This is a genomic window from Pseudomonas sp. MWU13-2517, from assembly GCF_023242545.1.
Taxonomy (GTDB): Bacteria; Pseudomonadota; Gammaproteobacteria; order Pseudomonadales; family Pseudomonadaceae; genus Aquipseudomonas.
On record NZ_JALMFA010000003.1, the window covers coordinates 56,249 to 79,739 of the forward strand.

Here is a 23,491-nt window from a genome sequence, read left to right on the forward strand (position 1 = left end):
TTTTCGAGCAAGGATGCTCATGATGCGCCTGCTGATTGTTTTACTGTTCAGTGCTCTACCTTTTTGGGCCGGGGCCGAAAACTGCACCGATCAGACCCGTTCACAGTTCGACACGCTGGCCAGGCAGATCCACCTGTGGGACGACAGTTACCACCGCCTCGGCCAGTCCCCCGTCAGCGACGAACTTTACGACCAGGCCCGCCAGCGCCTGAAACGTTGGCGCGAGTGTTTTCCCCACCCCGCATCGGACGCTGATAACCCCCTGGCCAGTGCGCGGGGCACACTGCCTCATCCGATCGTACACACCGGCCTCGAAAAGCTGCCGGATGAGTCGGCAGTCAGCGACTGGCTTGGCCGTCGCCAGGACGTCTGGATTCAACCCAAGGTCGACGGTGTGGCGGTGACATTGGTGTATCGCAGCGGACGTTTGAGCCAGGTCATCAGCCGCGGTGACGGCCTGCTCGGTCAGGACTGGTCCGCCTCCGCCAGCAGGATCGCCGCCATCGTCCAACAACTGCCGGAGCCCGTGGATGTCGTGCTGCAAGGCGAGCTTTACTGGCGCCTGGATGCACATGTGCAGTCGGCAGACGGCGGGCTCAATGCCCGCAGCAAGGTGGCCGGTTTGATGAACCGCCACCAGTTGAATGACGTCGAAGCCGCCGGAATCGGCCTTTTCGTCTGGGCCTGGCCAGAAGGCCCGGCCAGTTTCTCCGAGCGCCTGGCGACCCTGACACGTTGGGGCTTCATCGACAGCGAGCGTTACAGCCAACCCATCAAACACATCAGCGACGCCGCGCAGTGGCGCACTCACTGGTACAACCAGCCTCTGCCGTTCGCCAGCGACGGTGTGGTGCTGCACCAAGCCGCGCGAGCTCCTGCCGAACGCTGGCAAGTCGCTGCACCTTACTGGGCAGTTGCCTGGAAATACCCGGCCGCCAAGGCTCTGGCACTGGTACGCAAGGTGCAATTCAAGGTGGGTCGCACGGGGCGTATCACGCCCATTCTGGAGCTGGAACCGGTGCGCCTGGATGACCGACGGATCAGCCGGGTCAGCGCCGGTTCCCTGAAGCGCTGGCAAACCCTGGATATCCGCCCCGGAGACCAGGTGTCCATCAGCCTGGCCGGCCAGGTGATCCCCCGGCTGGAGGAGGTCATCCTGCGCAATGAGACAAGGGTGCAAGTGCAAGTACCCGATGCCCAGGCCTTCCATGCCTTGAGCTGCTGGCAACTGGACCCCGGCTGTGAGGAGCAGTTGCTTGCGCGCCTGACCTGGCTCAGCGGCAACCAGGGCCTGGCCTTGCCGCATATGGGCCGCGAGACCTGGAACATATTGATACAGGCCGGTCTAATAGCAGGCTTTCTCGATTGGTTAACCCTGGATGCGACAGAGCTTGCTAACATTGATGGCTTCGGTGACCGCAGCCGTGCGCGGGTGCTCGACAACATCCACAGCGCCCGGCAACGCCCCTTTGCACAATGGCTCAAAGCGTTGGGTGTACCGCCTTCGGCACGCAACAACCTGAAAGGCGGCTGGCAGACCCTGGCTACCCGGGACACACAAGCCTGGCTTACTACCGAAGGCATCGGCCCGGGTCGTGCGGCGCAACTCAGCGCTTTTTTTCACGACCCGCAAGTGCAGGCGTTGGCTCAAACATTACACACGGCCGGGATAGACGGGTTTTGAACCCAGGCCAACCACCTTTAATCACGGCAGAATTCACCCTGCCATCGGATCGCAACTTTGGAGTCCCACATGAATTTTTTCGCCCCCCTCGCCCTATTGACCGTCGCAAGCTTCATGACCACACCGTTACTGGCAGCCGAAGAAGCCCAGCCACTCACCGGCTGCGCCGCCAAGCGCCAGGCCATCAGCACTCAGATCGAACAAGCCAAGGTTCACGGCAACAGCGAGCAGCAGGCCGGCCTGGAAAAAGCCCTGAGCGAAGTGACCACCCACTGCAATGACGCCTCCTTGCGCAAAGAGCGGGAAAACAAGGTGCTCGACGCCAAGCACGAAGTCAGCCGCCGTCAGGCCGACCTCGACAAGGCGATGAAAAAGGGCGACGCCGACAAGATCAACAAGCGTAAGGACAAGCTCGCCGAATCCCGCAAAGAACTGCAGGACGCAGTGGAAGAACTCGACCAGTAAGACCCGTCAGTGGTCGCGGAACTGTTTATGGCAGGCGGTGCAGGCGTCTTCGACTTTCTGCACGGCAGGTCCCAGGTTGCTGGCTTTGTAAGGCTGGACCTGACTGGCGATCACCAACTCACCGGTGGCCGCCTCGAGGTTTCGGGCCAGTTCCTGGAAACGTGCCTGTTGTTGCCACACGTTATCCTTGGCACTGGTATGGTCTTCTTCGCGCACGCTTGGAAAATGTTTCCACGGTTCATGGGACAACGCGTCCAGCTTGACCGCACCTTCGGCGAACTTTGCGCCGTCGAACGGAATACGTCCGCGCAACATGCCCCCCAGGTCTTCGCCGGTCTTGAGCATCTGTTTGAAGATCGCCTTGCGCTGGCCCAGGGGAGAGTTCGGATCAACACCGCCGCAAGCGGACAACGTCAGGCAGGCCAGCAATACCACGGTCAGTTTTTTAAAAGTCATGTTGGCTTCATGGTCACGGGAACGGCGGCCAGTATCCTCGCCCCGCCCACAAAGACCAATAGCCCTATTAATAATAAGGGTTGCCCGCTGGCGTTGATGCGCGGGTGATCGCTTCAGGAATTGCTTGTATGAATTTCACCTTCAAACCCTGGAGCCGCCTGGCGTGGGCTCTGCCGATGATCGCGCTGCTGGCCGGCTGTGACGGCGGCAAAGAAGCCAGTAAACCGGAAGCCGCCAAACCCCATGCCATCGCCACGTATGTGAGCGCGCCATGGGAAGCCTTGCCAAGCGTGTCCGACAGCGACCTGCTGGCCGGTTTTGAATCCTGGCGCAGCGCCTGCCAACGCCTCAAGGCCGATCCGGTGTGGGGTGCGACTTGTGCGGCAGCGGTAAGCGTGCCAGGCGATGCCGCGGCGATCCGTGGTTTCCTCAAGGAGCGCCTGGATGTATTCGGCCTGCGCTCGGCCGACAACACCCCGAACGGCCTGATCACCGGCTATTACGAACCGGTCTACCCCGGCAGCCTGACCGAAACCGCCACGGCCCATGTGCCGGTGTACGGCGTGCCGGACGACCTGATCATCGTCAATCTGGAAAGTATCTACCCCGAACTCAAGGGCAAGCGCCTGCGCGGTCGCCTGGAAGGTCGCGTGCTCAAACCCTATGACGACGCCGCCACCCTCAACAGCCAGGGCTCGACCGCCAAGCCGATTGCCTGGCTGACCAATCCGATGGACCTGCAGTTCCTGCAAATCCAAGGCTCGGGGCGTATTCAACTGGCGGGCGGGCGCCAACTACGCGTGGGTTACGGCGACCAGAACGGCTACCCCTATCGCCCGATCGGACGCTGGCTGGTGGAGCAAGGCGAACTGAAAAAAGACGACGTGACCATGGGCGCCATCAGCGCCTGGGCCAAGGCCCATCCGCAACGTATTCCGGAACTGTTGGCGAGCAACCCGAGCTACGTGTTCTTCAGCGCCCGCCCCGACAGTAACGAAGGGCCACGGGGTTCACTGAACGTACCGTTGACGGCCGGTTATAGCGTGGCCGTTGATCGCAAGGTCATTCCGCTCGGCAGCCTGTTGTGGCTGTCGACCACCAAACCCGATGGCTCACCGATTGCCAGGCCCGTCGCCGCGCAGGACACGGGTGGCGCGATCACCGGCGAAGTGCGTGCGGACTTGTTCTGGGGCACGGGTGATGCCGCGGGAGAGTTGGCGGGGAACATGAAGCAGCAGGGGCAGATCTGGATGTTGTGGCCTAAAGGCGCGACGCTGCCGCAGGTACCCGACGCACCTGCCGGCACCTGATGCTGACCTGTGGCGAGGGAGCTTGCTCCCGCTGGACTGCGTAGCAGGCCCAGTCTTTTCAAACCAAAAGCTGGGGCCGCTTCGCGGCCCAGCGGGAGCAAGCTCCCTCGCCACAGTGTTGCGCCGGCATCAGGGCAGGCCAGCTCACGACAAGCACAGGGGTTTGCGTCAGGCGTCAGATCGAGACAAAGAAGAAACTCGCAATCAATGCCATGCCCGCGAACCACACCAGCGAGCGCAACATCGCCCAATCCGCCAGGTAGCAAATGATGTACAGCAGGCGACTGGTGATGAACAACACCGCCAGCACGTTGATCGTCACCAGCGACGCCGTACCGGCCAGGTGCGCAATAATCACCGCCGCCGCGAATGCCGGCGTCACCTCAAAGCTGTTCAGTTGTGCGTTGTGAGCGCGTCTGGCCAGGCCGTCGAGGGTATCGAGGAAGGCACGCGGGTCGTGGTTCTGCCGCAGCCCGAATTTGCCTTCGCTGAACTTGGCCACACCCGTGCACAGGTAAGGTAGAAATATCGCGATCAATACACACCAGAATGCCACCGTCATCACAGATTCCTTTTGTTGTTTTAACCAGCGGCTGGAGTTTTAGCACTAAACATGTCCGGCCGCACTTACCCGCTATGAGCCCTGTAAAACCGAAAAGGTTCTATCCATGGCTTGCAACATCCCGCCGCTGCTGCGGTCCATCCAGCATCAATGACCCCACCCCAACTTCCAAGGACCCCGGATGCTTGAACTTGTCGCCGCCTTCATTTGCCTCACCACGCTGCTCACCTATGTGAACTTCCGTTTTATCGGCCTGCCGCCCACCATTGGCGTAATGGTCACGGCTTTGCTCTTCTCACTGATCCTGCAAGGGCTGAGCGTACTCGGCTACCCCGGCCTGGAAGACCGTATCCAGCAACTGATCGGCCAGATCGACTTCGGCGACTTGCTGATGAACTGGATGCTGTCGTTCCTGCTGTTTGCCGGCGCCTTGCACGTCAACTTGAACGACCTGCGCAGTTACCGCTGGCCCATCGGCCTGCTGGCAACTTTCGGTGTGTTGATTGCTACCGTGGTGATCGGCAGCCTGGCGTATTACATCTTTGCCCTGTTTGGCTGGCACGTGAGCTTCCTGTATTGCCTGCTGTTCGGCGCACTGATTTCCCCCACCGATCCGATTGCGGTGCTGGGCGTACTGCGTACCGCCAACGCCTCGAAACCCTTGAAAACCACCATCGTCGGCGAATCGTTGTTCAACGACGGCACGGCGGTCGTGGTGTTTACCGTGTTGCTGGGCATCGCGCAGTTGGGCGAAACCCCGACGGTGGGTGCTACCGCCATGCTGTTTGCCCACGAGGCGATAGGTGGGGTGGTGTTCGGTGGCCTGATTGGTTACCTCGTGTACCTGATGATCAAAAGCATTGAACAGCATCAGATCGAAGTGATGCTGACCCTCGCCCTGGTCATCGGCGGCTCGGCGATGGCCACCGAACTGCACGTCTCTGCACCGATTGCGATGGTGGTCGCGGGGCTGATCATCGGCAACCTGGGACGCAAGCTGGCGATGAACGACATGACCCGGCGCTACCTGGACGGCTTCTGGGAATTGCTCGATGACATGCTTAATGCCCTGCTGTTCGCACTGATCGGCATGGAGCTGTTGCTGCTGCCGTTCAACTGGCTACATGTGTTTGCGGCAAGCTTGCTGGCCGTGGCGATCCTGCTGTCGCGCCTGCTGACGGTGGCTCCAGCGATCCTGCTGCTGCGTCGCTGGCGCAGCGTACCGCGCGGCACCATCCGCATTCTCACCTGGGGCGGCTTGCGCGGCGGTGTCTCGGTGGCATTGGCCCTGGCCTTGCCGCTGGGCCCGGAACGCGACCTGCTGCTGAGCATCACCTACATCGTGGTGCTGTCATCGATCCTGCTGCAGGGTTTGAGCATCGGCAAGCTGGTCAAGCATGTGACCCAGGGCGAACCCGAGGCCACACCCGATCCTCACTGATCCTTGTCGACCTGCTGCGGATGCCTCGGATCCGCAGCTGTTTTGCCGGGCAGGCTGCCTTCGCTGCGGATCTGCGCATGGCTGATCAGCGCAAAGATAAAGCTGCCACCAATGATATTGCCGGCCAGGGTCGGGCCGGCAAATACCAGCCAGAAGTCATGCCACGACAGCTCACCGGCGAACACCAGGTAGGACACTTCCGCCGACCCCACCACGATATGGGTGAAATCGCCCAGCGCCATCAGGTAGGTGATCATGATGATGATCCAGATCTTGGCGCTTTCCATCGACGGGATCATCCACACCATGGTGGCGATCATCCAGCCGGAGATGATGCCCTTGGCGAACATCTGCCCAGGGTTGTTCTCCATGACTTTACGGCCGATTTCGAGGAAGGCCATGTCGGTCTTGGTGTCGAAAATCGGCAGGTGCAACATCACGTAGGCCACCAGCAAGGTGCCGCACAAATTGCCCACCAGCACCACTGACCACAGCCGCAGAAGCCGGCCCGCGTTGTTCAGCGTGGGTTTGCTCATCACCGGCAGCACGGCCGTCAGGGTGTTCTCGGTGAACAGTTGCTGGCGCGCGAGGATCACCGCGAGGAAACCCGCGCAGTAGCCAAAACTGGCGATGACCTTGAAGGCTTCGCCCTCCGGCAGCCGCGAGTTGAGCAACCCCATGGCCATCAATGACAGCCCCATGGTCAACCCGGCGGCCAACGCCGACCACCACAACGCTGCCACATTGCGCTCCAGCTCCTGGTCGCCCTGGGTACGGATGATTTCATGCAGCACAGCCGCTCGGGGTGGCTGGTTTTTGTCTACGTCCTGTTGCTCTTCCTGCGACAGGTTGGGGGTCTTGCCGTCTTCGGGGGTGGCCATGATCTACCAGAGTCCTAAGGAGTACTTGTAGCTACGACACGCCGCAACGATGGCTGTTCAGTGGCCCAGTATTTAAACCGGAATGCGCCAGGCCTTGGCCATTTCAACGGTGGTAGAGCTGATCGGCTTGCTCCAGGGTTTATTGCGCGCACCGTAGTGCTCAATGATTCCGTCGAGTACGCGGTTGAACTCGGCGGGCGTGGTCGCGTCGGCCAAGTCACGTGCCGAGCGCTGTAATAACTCGCTATTGGCGGTCGATTGGCCCGGACGGTGCATTGAGGGGTAAATCACCTCACGCGTGAAGTTTTCGGCTTTTACCGCGATGTCGCGCCTTTTCATTTCAGCGACGGCACTGGCCATCACTTTGGACAGGGGCGGAGCCTGTCTGGCAACCACTTGTAACAGCTGCTGAAAATTGCGCCGGCCCGTCGCATTCAAGCGTTGCCCCAACCACTCGACGTGCTCGGGTCGACGGGCCAGCGCGTCCAGGTTACGCAAGGCTGCCGCTACCTTTGGCGTGAGCTTGAGGGCGCCACCGACTTGATTGGCCTCGCTGATGGCGCCATCCAAGGCGTGCAAGGCTTGCTGTGCATGCTTGCGAAACATCAGTACATCTGCGACGGCGGGGTCTTTCTGGAGTGCCGTTTGCACGCCGGCAAGCAGTTCATCGTCCATCGCCAGCACCGCGCTTTCCAATGAAGGGAACGCGTGAGACTCACGCACCTGTGCACGCTTATCCAGATGCCCTGCTACTGCTTGCCGGCTGCGTGCCTGCAATTCCTGTTTCTGTTCGGGCGTCATGGTGAAGTTGACCGTGCCCTTGAGCAGGCCGCGAAAGTCACCTTTTTCCGTCTTCAACGGCAAGGTCACCGTCTGATCGCTATACGCCTTGAGTCGCTGCTCCTGATAAGCACCGGCCGCGGCATGGGGTGTCCCGGTAACGCGGTCGACCCAATGGCTGAAGAACCCACCACTTTTCTCTGGCGCTGCGGCCTCGGACTCGAACTTGACGACCAACGACTCGGGCCGATTCAACGGGCTCTGCACAACGGCGCCTTCGATAACCCCCGGCGCGGGCGTATTGACCAGCAAGCCACCGTCCTGAAACGCCGTGATCTGAGCCTGTGCCTGGAATCCATGGCCTTGCTCTTCCGGGCCTTTGAACAACCCCGGCAAAGCGCCCGAAATACGCGCGGCTCGGGCAATGTCCATATCTGGGGTGAGACTGGCATTGAACACAACCAGCTGCGGGCGCCCGTCGAACATACCCGTGCCCGTGATATTGAGCGTCTTGATCGCCGGAATATGCCGGCTCAACACATCCAGATCGCGAAAAGTCGGGGCACCACCGGCACTGAGCCTGTCGGCGATCTTTATCATGTCGGCGGGCTGTTTAGCCCTGGGCACCTTGGCGATATGAGCGAGGAGCGATTTGCGCGACTCGGTGCGTATCATTTCCTCCAGCGGCGAGGCCTCGGTTTGCAGGCGCGGCAACAGGGTCAGCAGCAGTTGGGAAACGTTGCCGGCGGCACCAGGCAGGCGCCCGGCGAGTTTGCCAAGTTCAGAGCCGATTGTTTGCAGCCAGGCCGTCACCGGGTCTTTGCTATTGAGCAGGCTGGGCAGGTCAATACTGTTCGAGAGCTGACCGAACGCCTGCGCCCCCATGCCGCTGGCGATCAGCGTGGCGGAGATCGCGCCGGCGGATGAGCCGGAAACCACTTTGATGCCCGGGAGCCTGTTGCCCTGCTCAAGCGCCTGCAGCATTCCCGGGAAGGCGATGCCCTTCGCACCGCCACCACTGAGCACAAGATGGCTCACCGGTGACGGTGAGAGCACCACCCTCACACGGCCATCGCTGTAGCGATAAAGGCTTAACTTGCGCGGGCCTACCTCGTTGACCAGAGGCGTTTTTACCGCCTGATCGGCCGCTAGAGGCAGCGAGGATTGGACAGGCGAGGTTGACACTTTCATACATGAGGCTCTCTCTGCAGGATGTAGGCCTGAGTGATGAGAGAACCCCGCAAAGATCCTTACGGAATAACCCGGTAAAGAATCAACACCTAACCGGCAACGGCGTCATCCTGGAACTGGTCCTTCACGTATTTGATTTCGGTACGGCCGTGGGGCGCAGGCAGGCCATCTTCACCGAGGTTGACGAACACCATCTTTTCCACGGTGAGGATACTTTTACGGGTGATCTTGTTGCGCACTTCACACGTCAGGGTGATGGAGGTGCGGCCGAACTCGGTGGCGGTGATGCCCAGTTCAATGATGTCGCCCTGGCGTGAGGCGCTGACGAAGTTGATCTCAGAGATGTACTTGGTCACCACTCGCTGGTTGCCCAGTTGGACAATGGCGTAAATGGCCGCTTCTTCATCGATCCAGCGCAGCAGGCTGCCGCCGAACAGGGTGCCGTTGGGGTTGAGGTCTTCGGGTTTTACCCATTTGCGGGTGTGGAAGTTCATAGGGGTTCCAGGTTCGAGGGGTGTAATCAATAAGGTTGCGCCCCCAGCTGTAAGTTTCAAGCTACAAGCTGCAAGTAAAAGCCGATTCGCTGTTAACTTGCCGCTTGTAGCTTGTAGCTTGCCACTTGCCAGACAAAGAAAGCTATAATCGCCCCCGATTTCGAACGGCTGATGCCGTTCTCCCGCCACCTGTCCGAGGGGCGCTGCAGCAGGTCCAACCTGTCAGGCTCGGATGGGGCGTTGTCCGGCCTGGTTGCACCTGGCCTGATACTAAACGCACAACGGCGCCCATTCGCACACTACGAATGGAGGCTCTTCATGAGCGCTGTCAACACGCCTGCAGATTTCACCGACTACAAAGTCGCCGACATGTCCCTCGCCGCCTGGGGCCGTCGCGAAACCTTTATCGCCGAATCCGAAATGCCTGCCCTGATGGGTCTGCGCCGCAAGTACGCCGCTGAGCAACCGCTCAAGGGCGCGAAGATCCTCGGCTGCATCCACATGACCATTCAGACCGCCGTACTGATCGAGACCCTGGTTGCCCTGGGTGCCGAAGTGCGCTGGTCGTCCTGCAATATTTTCTCGACTCAGGACCAGGCCGCTGCCGCAATCGCCGCCGCCGGTATCCCGGTATTCGCCTGGAAAGGCGAGACCGAAGAAGAGTACGAGTGGTGCCTGGAGCAAACCATCCTGAAAGATGGCGCGCCTTGGGATGCCAACATGATCCTCGACGACGGCGGTGACCTGACCGAGCTGCTGCACAAGAAATACCCGCAGATCCTCGACCGCGTCCACGGCGTGACTGAAGAAACCACCACCGGCGTTCACCGCCTGCTGGACATGCTGGCCAAGGGCGAGCTGAAAATCCCGGCCATCAACGTCAACGACTCGGTGACCAAGAGCAAGAACGACAACAAGTACGGCTGCCGTCACAGCCTGAACGATGCCATCAAGCGTGGCACCGACCACCTGCTGTCGGGCAAGCAAGCCCTGGTGATCGGCTACGGCGACGTGGGCAAGGGTTCGTCCCAGTCCCTGCGCCAGGAAGGCATGATCGTCAAGGTCTCCGAAGTCGACCCGATCTGCGCCATGCAAGCCTGCATGGACGGTTTCGAAGTGGTTTCGCCGTTCATCAACGGCCAGAACGACGGCACCGAAGCCAGCATCGACAAAGCCCTGCTGGGCAAGATCGACCTGATCGTGACCACCACCGGTAACGTGAATGTGTGCGACGCGAACATGCTCAAGGCCCTGAAAAAGCGCGCCGTGGTGTGCAACATCGGTCACTTCGACAACGAGATCGACACCGCTTTCATGCGCAAGAACTGGGCATGGGAAGAAGTGAAGCCACAGGTACACAAGGTTCACCGTACCGGCGCTGGCGATTTCGACCCGCAGAACGACGACTACCTGATCCTGCTGGCTGAAGGCCGCCTGGTTAACCTGGGCAACGCCACCGGCCACCCGAGCCGCATCATGGACGGTTCGTTCGCCAACCAGGTACTGGCGCAGATCTTCCTGTTCCAGCAGAAGTACGCCGATTTGTCGCCAGCCCAGAAAGCCGAGCGCCTGACCGTGGAAGTACTGCCGAAGAAACTCGACGAAGAAGTGGCCCTGGAAATGGTCCGCGGCTTCGGCGGCGTAGTGACTCAACTGACCAAGACTCAGGCCGACTACATCGGCGTGACCGTTGAGGGTCCGTTCAAGCCACACGCTTACCGGTACTAAGCAGCTGCAAGCCTTCAGTTACAAGCGGCAAGAAAACGCGTTTGTGCTGAGGGTTTGCTACGTCATTGCCCTTTAAGCAGCGATGAGCTGTGAGCTCCAGGCTACAAGAACAGGCACACCGCCCTCTTGCAGCCTGAAGCTCGCAACTTGCAGCTGGAGACTTCCCATGTCCCAAGACCGTCGCTACAGCTTCGAATTCTTCCCGACCAAGACCGATGCTGGACATGAAAAACTGATGGCCACTGCTACGCAGTTGGCCACCTACCACCCCGATTTCTTCTCCTGCACCTACGGTGCCGGCGGCTCCACCCGCGACCGCACGATCAACACCGTGCTGCAGCTGGAAAGCCAAGTCAAAGTTCCCGCCGCGCCACACTTGTCGTGCGTGGGCGACAGCAAGGCCGACCTGCGTGGCCTGCTGACCCAATACAAGCAAGCCGGCATCAAGCGTATCGTCGCCCTGCGTGGCGACCTGCCGTCCGGCATGGGCATGGCCAGCGGTGAGTTGCGCCACGCCAATGACCTGGTGAGTTTCATCCGTGAAGAAAGCGGCGATCACTTCCATATCGAAGTGGCGGCTTACCCGGAGATGCACCCCCAGGCGCGAAATTTCGAAGACGATCTGCGCAACTTCGTACGCAAAGCAAATGCTGGCGCCAACAGCGCGATCACCCAGTACTTCTTCAACGCCGACAGCTACTTCTACTTTGTCGAGCGCGTACAGGCCATGGGTGTGAATATCCCGATCGTGCCGGGCATCATGCCGATCACCAACTACAGCAAGCTGGCGCGTTTCTCCGACGCCTGCGGCGCTGAAATCCCACGCTGGGTGCGCAAGCAGCTGGAAGCCTATGGCGATGACGTCAAGAGCATCCAGGCGTTCGGCGAACAGGTCATCAGCGAAATGTGCGAGCAATTGTTACAAGGTGGTGCGCCAGGGCTGCATTTCTATACCCTGAACCAGGCTGAACCCAGCCTTGCCATCTGGAACAACCTCAAGCTGCCACGCTAAGGCTTGCCCGGTGTGCCGAGGCCCTCGTCCAGACGAGGGCCTTTGTCGTTTTACGTACCCACGGAACCCCGCAGTCCATGAATACAGTGTCCCCGACTTCCCGCCCGCAACTGGTCTACCTGGTCTTCGGCGCCGAAACCTACCATCAGGAAGCGGTATTCAGCATCGCCAGCGCACTGGCGTTCCTGCAGGACACCCCGGACGCGACCGTGGACATCCAGGTCTTCAGTGACAACCCCGAGCCCTATCGATTGCTGCCGGTTCGCGTGCGCCCACTGGACGAAGCCACCCGCAAACGCTGGAGCGAACCCTACGGCTATCACTTCCGCACCAAGCATGTGGTACTGCGCCAGGTACTGCAGGAATCGCCGGTGGCGCTGCTGATCGACACCGATACGTTCTTTCACCAATCGCCCATGACCCTGTTCGAACGCGTACAGCCCGGCACCCTCCTGTGCAACGCTTTCTACACCAAGTATGGCGACAACCACGAAAGCATCCTCTACACCGCGCTGTACCAGCGTCTGCTGGACATGGGCGTGGCCGACGACGACATGATGACCCTCAACTCCGGCGTCATGGGCCTGACCCAACAGGATGCGCACATCCTCGATCGCTCGATCGAACTGATGGATGAACTGTTCCCCCACGCCCAAGGCGCCTACACCCTGGAAGAGTTCTGCCTGTCCATCGCCGCCTACCGCACCGTCAAGGTGCGCGAATGCCCGGACCTGATCCACCATTACTGGAGCCGCAAACAGCTGTTTCGTGCCAAGGTCAAGGCGTGGATCGCCAAGCACGCGGCGGCCCCTACCAGCGCACAAGCCCTCGCGGACACACGGCAGGTCTCCTCCCACCTGCCGCGCCCACCGCGCTTGCAGCGCTTGATGTACAAGCTGATTACGCTGCTGCTGCCCCAGCACCAGCAGCAGTTCATCCGCGAAATACTCTACGGCTGCTATGAGCACGAGAACGAGTTCGACCAGGCGTGCGGCCCGGTTTGGTGGGACAAGGCGCGACAAAATCAGGAAGAACGCCAGAACCGTCCAATCGATGCCCACCAGTTGGAGCACTGGTTCGCCAACCCGGTCGTGCGGCTGATTCTCGGCGAGCGACGCGCTGCGATCCATGCCCACTTGATGGACGCCCCGGCGAAATAGCATCCGCCGCCAATGCGCGTGCCAGAGCTTCTCTTTAGGGCTGGGGCGTCGTAATCTCCAGGCATGCCTGTCTTTTTAAAGCTGTTGACCGTTGCGCTTTTCACTTGCCTGAGCCTGGCCGCTTATGGCGAGAAGTTGCGCATTGTCACCGAGCCCTGGACGCCCTACGTCTACGACGACAACGGCACCATGCGCGGGCTCGATTACGAAACCACCGTGACCGTGTTCCAGCGCCTGGGGGTTGATGTGCAATGGCAGTTCCTCCCCTGGAAGCGCTGCCTGGCAATGCTCGACCAAGGCCACGCCGATGGCGCGCTGGATATTTTCCACAGCCACGACCGCGATACCTTGTTGCTTTACCCCAGTGAGCCGTTATCGGAGGTCGAGTTCGTGCTGTTCTACGCCAACGAACGCCCTCATCCCGTCCAGACCCTGGACGCCTTGAGTGGACTGACCGTCGGCATCTCGCCGGGTTACCTCTATGGCAACGCATTCAGTGACTCCACGGCTTTCGACCGTGAACCAGCCCCCAGCCACGAAGCCAACTTCGGCAAACTCATGCTGGGGCGCATCGACATGCTGATCACGGACCGCCGGGTGGGCCAGCATGTGATCAAGGACCTGGGCCTGGAGGGCAAGGTCAGCCAGGCGCCGCTCGTGGTCAGCCGCCAGCCGCAATTTTTGGCCGTGCGCCGTGGTGCGGGCATGGACTTGCTGGTGCAGCGCTTCGCCGCCGAGCTCAAGCGCTTCAAACAAGAGCCCGCCTATGCCGTATTGAGCGCCAAATACGGCGATGCCCACGTGCACACCGCCCCCATTACAACCTCCGCAGGCACCGTTGAGCAGCAGGAAAGCAGCGCGCGGTGATTGCTCTGTTATACTCCGGCCTTTCCGCCAGGCTTACGCCCGGCCGCTGAGGTCTTGAAAAAGGCACCTAACCCAGCTACTGCGCAGCTTTCAGCCCGCGCGAGCCGGTGGAGTGCCCGCCAGACGCAGCAGGACCGGACGGGATTGCGCTCCCCTAAGCGCCATTCACGCCCGGCAAGATTATCCCTTTGGGCCAAGCCCTAACTAAAACAGGATTACTCATGTCCTTTGCTTCCCTCGGTCTCTCCGAGGCTTTAGTCCGCGCCATCGAGGCAGCGGGCTATACCGAGCCTACTCCGGTGCAACAGCGGGCCATTCCCGCCGTGTTGCAAGGTCGCGATCTGATGGTTGCGGCTCAGACAGGTACTGGTAAAACCGGTGGTTTCGCCCTCCCGATTCTGGAGCGGTTGTTTCCCAACGGTCACCCGGACAAATCCCAGCGTCACGGCCCGCGCCAACCGCGCGTACTGGTCCTGACCCCAACCCGCGAACTCGCCGCCCAGGTGCACGACAGCTTCAAGCTGTATGCCCGCGACTTGAAGTTCGTCAGTGCCTGCATCTTCGGCGGCGTCGGCATGAACCCACAGGTTCAGGCTATGTCCCGTGGTGTTGACGTGCTGGTAGCCTGCCCGGGTCGTTTGCTCGACCTGTGCGGCCAGGGCAGCGTCGATTTGTCCCACGTGGAAATCCTCGTGCTGGACGAAGCCGACCGCATGCTCGACATGGGCTTTGTCCATGACGTGAAAAAAGTGCTTGCCCGCCTGCCGGCCAAGCGCCAGAACCTGCTGTTCTCGGCTACGTTCTCCCAGGACATCACTGCCCTGGCCGGCAAGCTGCTGCACAACCCGGAGCGCATCGAAGTCACGCCGCCGAACACCACGGTCGAGCGTATCGAACAACGCGTATTCCGCCTGGCCGCCAGCCACAAGCGTGCATTGCTGGCCCACCTGATCACCGCCGGCGCCTGGGAACAGGTACTGGTGTTCACCCGTACCAAGCATGGCGCCAACCGCCTGGCCGAGTACCTGGACAAGCACGGCCTCACCGCCGTCGCCATCCACGGTAACAAGAGCCAGAACGCACGCACCAAAGCCCTGGCCGATTTCAAGGCCGGCACCGTGCGCATCCTGGTCGCCACCGACATTGCCGCACGCGGCCTGGACATCGACCAGTTGCCACACGTGGTCAACTTCGAGCTGCCAAACGTCGACGAAGACTATGTGCACCGTATCGGCCGAACCGGCCGTGCCGGTCGCTCGGGCGAGGCCATTTCCCTGGTCGCTCCGGACGAAGAAAAACTGCTGAAAAGCATCGAGCGCATGACCAAGCAGAAGATCGCCGACGGCGACCTGATGGGCTTCGATGCCAGCGCCGTGGAGGCTGAAAAGCCTGAAGCGCGTGAGCGTCCGGACGTGCGCAACCCACGCAACCCACGTGGTCCCAAGGGCGACGGCCCGAATGGCGGCGGCGGTGGCGGTGGTCGTCGCGACAAGGGCAAAGACAAGGGCAAGGAAAAATCCGCGACCACCGGCCGTGGCGAACGCCCGGCCCGCGAGCAGAAGCCTCGTGAAGGCACTCCGGCCCGCGAACAGCGCCAGCCAAGCCAGCCGCCACGCGCCGCTGCCGACCGTGCCCCGGACGAGTTCCTGGACGACGATATCGATAACTTCGGTAACCGCGTCGACTACGTGCCTCAGGCCAAACCGGCCCAAGGCCGTGGCCGCCGCCCAGGTGCTCCGGCACCGGGCGCAGGCGCCGGCGCCCCACGCAGTGGCCAGCCACAGGGCGGTCGCCAGAACGGACCGCGCAACAGCAGCGGCGGCACCACCGGTACCCCACCAGCCAAGCGCACTGGCGGCCGTAATGGCGCGCCACGCGACGGCCAGGCCCGTCGCGAAGACTCGCGTAACCGCCGCCCGGCCCGTGATGACCAGCAACGTTCGTCCGAGCCGGCGGTGCAAAACCCGCGCGGTGGACCGGCGCCGAAGATCATCCACAAGGAGTCGAAAGCGGATCGCTTTCCGACACCCGAGCAGTTGGACCAACTGCCAGGCCGTCCTCGTGGTGAAAAACCAGCGCTGCTGACCCGCAACCGCTGAGTTTTCAAGCCCCATAAAAAATGCCCCGCATCGAAAGATGCGGGGCATTTTTGTGTGCGTGGCGAAAATTACTTCGCTTTCACACCTTCGAAAGTCACATACAGCTCAACATTGTTGGATGCTGGGCCCAGGTCCATCTGCTTGCCGAAGTCCTGGCGATTGATGGTGGTGGTGCCTTCGAAGCCTGCACGGTAGCCGCCCCATGGGTCTTTGCCTTCACCCAGGAAAGTGGCCTTGACCACAACCGGCTTGGTCACGCCCAGCAGGGTCAGGTTGCCTGCTACGTCAGCAGTGACCTTGCCATCGGCGTTCTTGCCGGTAGGGGTGACTTTGGTGGAGACAAACTTGGCGTCGGCAAACTTGCCCACATCCAGGAAGTCTTTGCTGGAGATATGTTTGTCACGTTCAGCGTGGTTGGTGAACACGCTGGCAGTGCGCACATTGACTTCGATCTTGGCATCTTCAGGCTTGGCGGCGTCAAAGCTGAACTTGCCATCCAGATCCTTGAAGGTACCGGTGATGTAGCTGTAGCCCAGGTGGCTGATCTTGAAGTCGACGAAGGCGTGTTGGCCTTCCTTGTCGATTACATAATCGGCAGCCATTGCCGAACCGGCAGACAGCAGGGCGGAACCGATTGCCAGAGCGGCGAGAGTCTTTTTCAACATGCTTTCTATTCCTTGTGAGTCGAGGTTGAACATCAGGCTTTGCGCCCCAGCATTCGTGTCAGGGTCACATCACGGTCAATGAAGTGGTGTTTCAACGCAGCCACGCCATGCAAACCGGCGAAGACCACCAACACCCAGGCGAGGTACAGGTGCACCACGCCGGCGTTATCTGCCTGGTCCGGTAGACCGGAAACCACGGCAGGAATCTCAAACAGGCCAAACACCGGGATACCGACACCGTCTGCGGTGGAAATCAGGTAACCGGCGATCATCACGGCAAACAGCCCGAGATAAAGAAACGCGTGCCCGAATGCGGCACCGATACGGGTCAAACGACTGTAGCTGGCCAGCGGTGGCGGCGGCGGGCTGACCAGGCGCCAGACAATCCGCACCAGCATGACGGCGAACAGCGTAATGCCGATGCTCTTGTGCAAATCCGGTGCGTCTTTGCGCCAGGCGCTGTAATAGTCGAGACCGACCATCCACAAGCCCAGGGCGAATAAACCAAACACCACCAGAGCGACACCCCAGTGCAAAACGATACTGACCCAACCATAGCGGGCCGCTGAATTGCGTAGCTGCATGTACTTAATCCCGTAAGAGCTGTGCCAAGCCTAGCGATTTACCTATCGAATTAAAGCGGAAAATTTCGCTTTGAAATATCGAGAAATACGATATTGAGGGTATGAAGCCTAAATTAACAATGGATTAAGGACTATCCAGAAGAAACGTGACAGACCGTCCTGTGTTTACTGCCTATTCGTACGTAATGGGTTGTGACGCGGCCGCCCATTGCATAGGCTTGCGCGATTGTTTCGCCTGCGTGGTTCGCAGGACCGCTTCGAGGAGAAAACCGATGGGCTTGAACAACCAGTGGATGCAACGCGACCTCGCGGTGCTGTGGCATCCCTGCACCCAGATGAAAGACCACCAGCAATTGCCGCTGGTCCCCATCAAGCGCGGTGAAGGCGTATGGCTGGAAGACTTCGAAGGCAAGCGCTACCTCGATGCCGTCAGTTCCTGGTGGGTCAACGTGTTTGGCCACGCCAATCCGCGTATCAACCAGCGCATCAAGGACCAGGTCGACCAGCTTGAACACGTGATCCTCGCCGGTTTCAGCCACCAGCCGGTAATTGAGCTGTCCGAGCGCCTTGTGCAGATCACGCCCGAAGGCCTGACCCGGTGCTTCTACGCCGACAATGGTTCGTCCTGCATCGAAGTTGCGCTGAAAATGAGCTTCCACTATTGGCTCAACCGTGGCCTGCCGAACAAGAAACGCTTCGTCACCCTGACCAACAGCTACCACGGCGAGACCATCGCCGCGATGTCGGTAGGCGACGTGCCGCTGTTTACCGAAACCTATAAGGCGCTGCTGCTCGACACCCTCAAGGTGCCTAGCCCGGACTGCTACCTGCGCCCCGAGGGCATGAGCTGGGAAGAACATTCGCGCAACATGTTCCAGGCCATGGAACAGACCCTGGCGGAAAACCATGAAACGGTCGCCGCAGTGATCGTCGAACCGCTGATCCAGGGCGCCGGCGGCATGCGCATGTACCATCCGGTATACCTCAAGCTGCTGCGCGAAGCCTGCGACCGCTACGGCGTGCACCTGATCCACGACGAAATCGCCGTGGGCTTCGGCCGCACCGGCACCCTGTTCGCCTGTGAGCAGGCCGGCATCCGCCCAGACTTCCTGTGCCTGTCCAAAGCCCTCACCGGCGGTTACCTGCCGCTGGCCGCCGTGGTCACTACCGAAGACGTGTACAGCGCGTTCTACGACGACTACCCCACTCTGCGCGCCTTCCTGCACTCCCACAGCTACACCGGCAACCCGCTGGCGTGCGCGGCGGCCCTGGCAACCCTGGATATTTTCGAAGAAGACAACGTCATCGAAAACAACAAGGCCCTGGCCCAGCGCATGGCCACCGCTACCGCGCATTTGGTTGACCACCCCCACGTCGCGGAAGTCCGCCAGACCGGCATGGTGCTGGCCATCGAGATGGTCCAGGACAAAGCCACCAAGACCCCCTATCCCTGGCAGGAACGCCGTGGCCTGAAGGTATTCGAACACGCCCTGGAACGCGGTGCGCTGTTGCGGCCGCTGGGCAGCGTGGTGTATTTCCTGCCGCCCTATGTGATTACGCCGCAGCAGATCGACTTCCTTGCCGAGGTGGCCAGCGAAGGCATCGATATTGCGACCAGCAGCAGCGTCAGCGTCGCCGTGCCACAGGATTTTCACCCGGGCTTTCGCGATCCGGGTTGATTGCCGACACACCTTTTCCAGAGAACAGAAATGAGATTGTCCCGCTTTTTCACCGACACCCCGCTGAGCCTCGGCGACGTTGAGCTGCCAGAGGCCCAGGCGCATTACATCAGCCGCGTGTTGCGCATGGTCGAAGGCGACGCCGTGCAATTGTTCGACGGTTCCGGCCAGGAATTCCTGGGCAACTTGCTGGAAGTCGGCAAGAAGCGCGTCACCGTGCAACTGACCGAGAGTTTTGCGGGCCAGACCGAATCACCGCTGCACATCCACCTCGGCCAGGGCCTGTCCCGGGGCGAGCGCATGGATTGGGCGATTCAAAAAGCCACCGAACTGGGCGTCAATGCGATCACCCCCATTTTCAGCGAGCGCTGCGAGGTGCGCCTCAAAGACGAACGTGCCGACAAACGCCTGCTGCACTGGCGCCAGGTGGCGATCAGCGCCTGCGAGCAATGCGGGCGTTCGACGGTGCCGGTGATTCATCCGCCGTTGCTGTTGGCGGACTGGTTGAAGCAGACCGAGGCAGACCTGAAGCTGGTGCTGCACCCGGTAGCCAAGCCGATGGTCAGCCACGCCAAACCGTCGAGCCTGGCCTTCCTGATCGGCCCCGAGGGTGGGCTGACGGACAACGAAGTCGAAACCGCCCAAAGCGCCGGCTACCATGCCGCCCGCCTTGGCCCACGGGTGCTGCGCACCGAAACGGCGCCGGTAGTAGCGCTGACCGTTGCCCAACAACTGTGGGGCGATTTCTGAGCCCGCGCGGCAACCCCAAGCAAAAATGTGCAAGGAGCAGTGCAACAATTCGCACTGCCCCCCGATAGCAGCGGGTCAGAAAAAGCAGGTGTTTGACACACCGCTATCGGGACCACGCCCTGCCCGCACTCAGATCAGTCCACAGGGTCACTGGTCGGGTTGGCGATAATCGCCTTCAACTCAGGGGTCATCGGGAATTCCAGGTTCAGGCCCTTGGGCGGAATCGGCTGCTCAAACCAGCGCTGGTAAATCCCATTGATCTCCCCGCTGCGGTACAGGTCACCGAGGGTTTCGTTGACCACGGCAAGAAACTGCGGGTCGTCCTTGCGCACCATGCAGCTGTAGATTTCCCTCGATTGCTCCTTGCCGACCACCACCCAGTGGTGCGGGTCCCTGGCCTTGGCGCGCTCACCATAAAGCAGCGCGTCATCCATGTAGAACGCGACCGCACGGCCGGTCTCCAACATCTTGAACGCTTCGCCATGGTCCTTGGCGCTGATCACGAACATATTGGCCTTGTGCTCGGCGTTATAGCTCTTGAGAAAGCGCTCGTTGGTGGTGCCCGCGGTGGTCACTACGTTCTTGCCCTTGAGGTCGTCGAACCCCTTGATGCCGCTGTCCCTGGCGGTGAGCAACTGGCCTTTCACGTAGATAAAACCATAGGAAAAAGCCACCTGCTTCTGCCGTTCGGCCGTCACCCCGGTGGAGCCGCACTCCAGGTCGACGGTGCCGTTCTGCACCAGGGGAATGCGGGTTTGGGAGTTCACCAGGGTGTATTTCACCTTGAGGTCCGCCACCCCGGTTTTCTGCTGGATACGCTCAACGATCTTGTTCGCCAACTCAACCGAATACCCCATGGGTTTGCCGCTGTTATCTCCGACATAGGAAAACGGCACAGACGCATCGCGATAGCCCAGCGTGACGGATTGGGCGCCGGCGATCTTGCCCAGCGTTCCGTCCAACGGCGCTTGGTTCGCATAAGCCTGTGCTCCCAATAAAAGCCCCAAGGTGCAGCCGCTCAACAGGATCTTTTTCATTGTTATTCTCCGTTGGTTTTTCTGGTTATTTACGTACAGCGATCACGCTGATTTCCACCCGCACACTTGGCCGCGCCAGCTCCGCTTGCAGCGTGGTGCGCGTTGGCGCCCGGCCTGGCGACAGCCACGCAGACCACACTTCATTCATCGGCGCAAAACCCTCGCCGATATCTTTCAGATAAATAGTCGCATTGAGCAGATGGTCCTTATCACTGCCGGCCTGGGCCAGCAGCACATCGAGCTTTGCCAGGACTTCTCGGGTTTGTGTCGCCACGTCCTGGCCTTCGCCCGGCACTTGCCCCGAAATAAACACAAGGTCCTTGAAAGTGACGGCTCCAGAGAGACGCTCGTTGCTGTCGATTCGGCTGATGGTCATGGAGCATCCTCACGCAGCGCGGGGCGCCAGGCCCCGCATATCAATGGAAGGGACGTGCTGGCCAATCAACTCGGCCAGGAGCTGGCCACTACCGCTGGCCAGGGTAAAACCGAGCGCGCCGTGGCCCAGGTTCAGCCATAGGTTGCGATAAACACTGGCGCCGATCAGCGGCACCCCGGTCGGGGTAGCCGGACGCATGCCGGCCCATTCGAGCGCGTGGGCGTAGTCGCCGGCCAGAGGAAAAGTCTCCAGCGCCTGACGCTTCATCAATGCCAGGCGCTTGGGTTCAAGCCGGGCGTCAAAACCGACGATGTCCACCATCGCCGCCACTCGCAATTGCTCGCCGATGCGCGCGTAGACGATCTTGCGGTCGTAATCGGTAATGCTCACCTGCGGCGCCTGGTGCTGTGGGCCGATGGGCACGCTCAGGCTATAGCCCTTGAGCGGGTACAGCGGCAGCGATAACCCCGGCAAGCCCAAATCAGCACTGCGATGGCCCGCAGCGAGTACAAGCTGATCCACCGGCATCACTTCATCACCCAACTCGATGGCCTGCACCGCACCGCTGGCATGGCGAATCGCAGTCACCCTGCGCCCCATTAAAAATCTGCACCGGCCCGACGCCTCAAGCCGCGCGGCGAGTCGCCGGCAGAAGGCATGACAATCGGCCACTTCTTCGTTCGGTGTGTAAATGCCGCCGACAAAATCACCGCTCGCCAGGGCCGGCTCCAGGCGCACGCAATCGGCAGCCGACAGAACCTGTTGCTGGAGAATCTCCGTGACTTTGCTGCGCGCGTGCTCAAACGTCGCCGCGTGGCGGAAGGTCACCAACTTGCCATTACGCCGCCAGTCGAAACCGTCCAGATGATCATCCTCGCGCCACCGCTGCAACGTGCTCTGGCTCAGGCACGCCAGGCGCAGCAGATGCGCGGCATTACGCTGGTTGACCGAGCCACGGCAGGCGCCAAGAAACGCGGCCATCCAGCGCCATTGCCGGCGGTCGAGACGCGGGCGCAGTTTCAGCGGCGAGTCACCGCGCAGCAACCAGCCGATGGCTTGCAGGGGTACACCAGCGTCGGCCAACGGCGCGACATAGCGATAGGACAACTGCCCGCCGTTGGCGAAGCTGGTTTCACTGCCCAGGCTGTCGCGTGCCTCGATCACCGTCACCTCATGGCCAGAGCGCACCAGCGCGTAGGCACTGGCCAAACCGATGACGCCACCGCCAATGATGCACACTCGCCTGGCCATCCCCGCCCCCATCTTTGAAGTAAGAGGTTGAAGGGTAGAGGCAGGTGACAGGCCACCGACAATGAATAAAGATGGGCTACCTATAAACAAAGGTTATGGACTTGCCATGCGCCTGCGTCATATCGAAATCTTCCAGGCCATCCGCCAGACCGGCTCCATCAGCGCCGCCGCGCAATTGCTGCATGTCTCGCAACCGGCGGTGACCAAGGTGTTGCAACACGCCGAATTGCAGTTGGGCTTTCCGCTGTTCCTGCGGGTGCGCGGCAAACTGCAGCCCACCCCGGAAGCCCTGGCGCTGGAAAGTGAAGTGGAGAAAGTCACCCAGAGCCTGCAAGGTGTGCGGCGCCTGGCCAAGAGCTTGCGCCGTGAACCCGGGCAAAGCGTGCGCATCGGTGCAATTCCGGCACTCGCATTGTCGTTGTTGCCACCGGCGGTTCTTGAATGGAAACGCGCTTACCCGGACATCGCCTGCGAACTGTCCAGCGACCATAGCCGCGAACTGGTGCAGAAGCTGTTGATGCGCGAGATCGACCTCGCGCTGACGCTCAACTTCTCCGGCCATCCGGGGCTGACCACTCAGGTGCTGGCCAACGGTGTGCTGGTGGCACTGGCATCCAAAGGCTATTGGCCCGAAACCGAGTTGAGTCAACCGTTACCCTTGGCAGACCTGGCCGGCGCGCCATTGATTGGCTTGTCCAGCGCCGACCCGCTGGCGACAAAGCTCGACAGTTACCTGGAAAACGTCGACCCGGCGCCTCGGGTGACCCTCTCCGTACAGACCTACTCACTGGCCCGTGCCATGGTCGAGTCCGGCGCCGGCCTGACCGTCATCGACCCTTTCACGGCCCTTGGCGCCTCCACTGTCACAACCCGCATCCGCACGCTCACACCGCCGCTGCCCATCACCCTGTACGCCTTGACCCGTGGCGACGAGCCGCCGCCGCATATGTTGGCCAAGCTGCTGGAGATCTTTGGCCTGCGCGCCAGAGAGCTGCTGGAGAGACTGTAGGCCCCTGCCG

General features: G+C 60.9%; 22 protein-coding genes and 1 riboswitch. Of the genes, 12 read left to right on the forward strand and 10 right to left on the reverse strand.

The features are described 5' to 3' along the window. Window positions 1-19: 19 nt before the first annotated feature. Together ligB and M5B97_RS05270 are read left to right on the forward strand one after the other, a co-directional pair. Window positions 20-1,684, forward strand: coding sequence for an NAD-dependent DNA ligase LigB (gene ligB, locus M5B97_RS05265; protein WP_248730934.1), 1,665 nt, complete (start codon window positions 20-22; stop codon window positions 1,682-1,684). A gap of 69 nt (window positions 1,685-1,753) precedes the next feature. Next, the gene (locus M5B97_RS05270) at window positions 1,754-2,149 is read left to right on the forward strand and encodes a DUF1090 domain-containing protein (protein ID WP_134659123.1); all 396 of its coding nucleotides are present in this window, start codon (window positions 1,754-1,756) and stop codon (window positions 2,147-2,149) included. 6 nt (window positions 2,150-2,155) lie between these two features. On the opposite strand, the gene M5B97_RS05275 is transcribed toward M5B97_RS05270, so the two are convergent. Beyond that, window positions 2,156-2,605, reverse strand: a complete 450-nt coding sequence (locus tag M5B97_RS05275; RefSeq protein WP_064454500.1) for a cytochrome c — start codon at window positions 2,603-2,605, stop codon at window positions 2,156-2,158. Window positions 2,606-2,733: 128 nt separating this feature from the next. On the opposite strand from M5B97_RS05275, the gene M5B97_RS05280 reads away from it, so the two are divergent. Next, window positions 2,734-3,915 (forward strand): MltA domain-containing protein, encoded by a 1,182-nt coding sequence (locus M5B97_RS05280; RefSeq protein WP_248730935.1) that lies wholly within the window; start codon window positions 2,734-2,736, stop codon window positions 3,913-3,915. Window positions 3,916-4,090: 175 nt separating this feature from the next. Here M5B97_RS05280 and M5B97_RS05285 read toward each other — a convergent pair whose 3' ends face one another. Next, the gene (locus M5B97_RS05285; RefSeq protein ID WP_123717210.1) at window positions 4,091-4,477 is read right to left on the reverse strand and encodes an MAPEG family protein; all 387 of its coding nucleotides are present in this window, start codon (window positions 4,475-4,477) and stop codon (window positions 4,091-4,093) included. A gap of 181 nt (window positions 4,478-4,658) precedes the next feature. Here M5B97_RS05285 and M5B97_RS05290 point away from each other — a divergent pair, with 181 nt between their 5' ends. Further along, window positions 4,659-5,918, forward strand: coding sequence for a sodium:proton antiporter (locus M5B97_RS05290; protein ID WP_123717209.1), 1,260 nt, complete (start codon window positions 4,659-4,661; stop codon window positions 5,916-5,918). Here M5B97_RS05290 and M5B97_RS05295 read toward each other — a convergent pair. The 3 genes from M5B97_RS05295 to M5B97_RS05305 form a co-directional block, all read right to left on the reverse strand. Next, window positions 5,912-6,799, reverse strand: a complete 888-nt coding sequence (locus M5B97_RS05295; RefSeq protein WP_134659129.1) for a formate/nitrite transporter family protein — start codon at window positions 6,797-6,799, stop codon at window positions 5,912-5,914. The genes M5B97_RS05290 and M5B97_RS05295 overlap by 7 nt on opposite strands. A 72-nt stretch (window positions 6,800-6,871) precedes the next feature. Then, the gene (locus M5B97_RS05300) at window positions 6,872-8,770 is read right to left on the reverse strand and encodes a patatin-like phospholipase family protein (RefSeq protein WP_248730936.1); all 1,899 of its coding nucleotides are present in this window, start codon (window positions 8,768-8,770) and stop codon (window positions 6,872-6,874) included. An 89-nt stretch (window positions 8,771-8,859) separates the two neighbouring features. Next, the gene (locus M5B97_RS05305; protein WP_060753419.1) at window positions 8,860-9,264 is read right to left on the reverse strand and encodes a hotdog domain-containing protein; all 405 of its coding nucleotides are present in this window, start codon (window positions 9,262-9,264) and stop codon (window positions 8,860-8,862) included. A 189-nt stretch (window positions 9,265-9,453) separates the two neighbouring features. After that, window positions 9,454-9,561, forward strand: a riboswitch (S-adenosyl-L-homocysteine riboswitch). 21 nt (window positions 9,562-9,582) lie between these two features. Here M5B97_RS05305 and ahcY point away from each other — a divergent pair. The 5 genes from ahcY (at window position 9,583) to M5B97_RS05330 (ending at window position 16,130) form a co-directional block, all read left to right on the forward strand. Next, window positions 9,583-10,992 (forward strand): adenosylhomocysteinase, encoded by a 1,410-nt coding sequence (ahcY, locus tag M5B97_RS05310; protein ID WP_123717206.1) that lies wholly within the window; start codon window positions 9,583-9,585, stop codon window positions 10,990-10,992. Window positions 10,993-11,158: 166 nt separating this feature from the next. Next, a complete protein-coding gene (metF, locus tag M5B97_RS05315) occupies window positions 11,159-12,004 on the forward strand; it encodes a methylenetetrahydrofolate reductase [NAD(P)H] (protein WP_123717205.1) in 846 nt (281 codons plus the stop codon). Window positions 12,005-12,081: 77 nt separating this feature from the next. Continuing rightward, window positions 12,082-13,164, forward strand: coding sequence for a hypothetical protein (locus tag M5B97_RS05320; RefSeq protein WP_248730937.1), 1,083 nt, complete (start codon window positions 12,082-12,084; stop codon window positions 13,162-13,164). A gap of 63 nt (window positions 13,165-13,227) precedes the next feature. Then, window positions 13,228-14,031, forward strand: coding sequence for a transporter substrate-binding domain-containing protein (locus M5B97_RS05325; RefSeq protein WP_248730938.1), 804 nt, complete (start codon window positions 13,228-13,230; stop codon window positions 14,029-14,031). 221 nt (window positions 14,032-14,252) lie between these two features. Next, entirely contained in the window at window positions 14,253-16,130 is a 1,878-nt protein-coding gene (locus M5B97_RS05330; RefSeq protein WP_248730939.1) for a DEAD/DEAH box helicase, read from the forward strand. A gap of 68 nt (window positions 16,131-16,198) precedes the next feature. On the opposite strand, the gene M5B97_RS05335 is transcribed toward M5B97_RS05330, so the two are convergent. Both M5B97_RS05335 and M5B97_RS05340 read right to left on the reverse strand, forming a co-directional pair. Then, window positions 16,199-16,795 carry a YceI family protein gene (locus M5B97_RS05335; RefSeq protein ID WP_134659141.1) on the reverse strand — a complete coding sequence of 199 codons (597 nt, stop codon included), beginning with the start codon at window positions 16,793-16,795 and terminating at the stop codon, window positions 16,199-16,201. 32 nt (window positions 16,796-16,827) lie between these two features. After that, window positions 16,828-17,379, reverse strand: a complete 552-nt coding sequence (locus tag M5B97_RS05340) for a cytochrome b (RefSeq protein WP_123717201.1) — start codon at window positions 17,377-17,379, stop codon at window positions 16,828-16,830. A 272-nt stretch (window positions 17,380-17,651) separates the two neighbouring features. On the opposite strand from M5B97_RS05340, the gene M5B97_RS05345 reads away from it, so the two are divergent. Then, entirely contained in the window at window positions 17,652-19,058 is a 1,407-nt protein-coding gene (locus tag M5B97_RS05345; protein ID WP_248730940.1) for an adenosylmethionine--8-amino-7-oxononanoate transaminase, read from the forward strand. 30 nt (window positions 19,059-19,088) lie between these two features. Further along, complete coding sequence (locus M5B97_RS05350) at window positions 19,089-19,808, forward strand: 16S rRNA (uracil(1498)-N(3))-methyltransferase (RefSeq protein WP_248730941.1); 720 nt, start codon at window positions 19,089-19,091, stop codon at window positions 19,806-19,808. A 134-nt stretch (window positions 19,809-19,942) separates the two neighbouring features. On the opposite strand, the gene M5B97_RS05355 is transcribed toward M5B97_RS05350, so the two are convergent. From M5B97_RS05355 to M5B97_RS05365, 3 genes are read right to left on the reverse strand one after another with little or no spacing between them, the layout of a single operon-like run. Further along, window positions 19,943-20,845, reverse strand: a complete 903-nt coding sequence (locus tag M5B97_RS05355) for a transporter substrate-binding domain-containing protein (RefSeq protein ID WP_248730942.1) — start codon at window positions 20,843-20,845, stop codon at window positions 19,943-19,945. Window positions 20,846-20,870: 25 nt separating this feature from the next. Beyond that, complete coding sequence (locus tag M5B97_RS05360) at window positions 20,871-21,221, reverse strand: RidA family protein (RefSeq protein WP_123717197.1); 351 nt, start codon at window positions 21,219-21,221, stop codon at window positions 20,871-20,873. A gap of 9 nt (window positions 21,222-21,230) precedes the next feature. Then, window positions 21,231-22,472 (reverse strand): D-amino acid dehydrogenase, encoded by a 1,242-nt coding sequence (locus M5B97_RS05365; RefSeq protein ID WP_248730943.1) that lies wholly within the window; start codon window positions 22,470-22,472, stop codon window positions 21,231-21,233. Between the two features lie 106 nt (window positions 22,473-22,578). Between M5B97_RS05365 and M5B97_RS05370 the strand changes: the two genes are divergently transcribed. After that, window positions 22,579-23,481 (forward strand): LysR family transcriptional regulator, encoded by a 903-nt coding sequence (locus tag M5B97_RS05370; protein ID WP_248730944.1) that lies wholly within the window; start codon window positions 22,579-22,581, stop codon window positions 23,479-23,481. The last annotated feature ends 10 nt before the right edge of the window (window positions 23,482-23,491 follow it).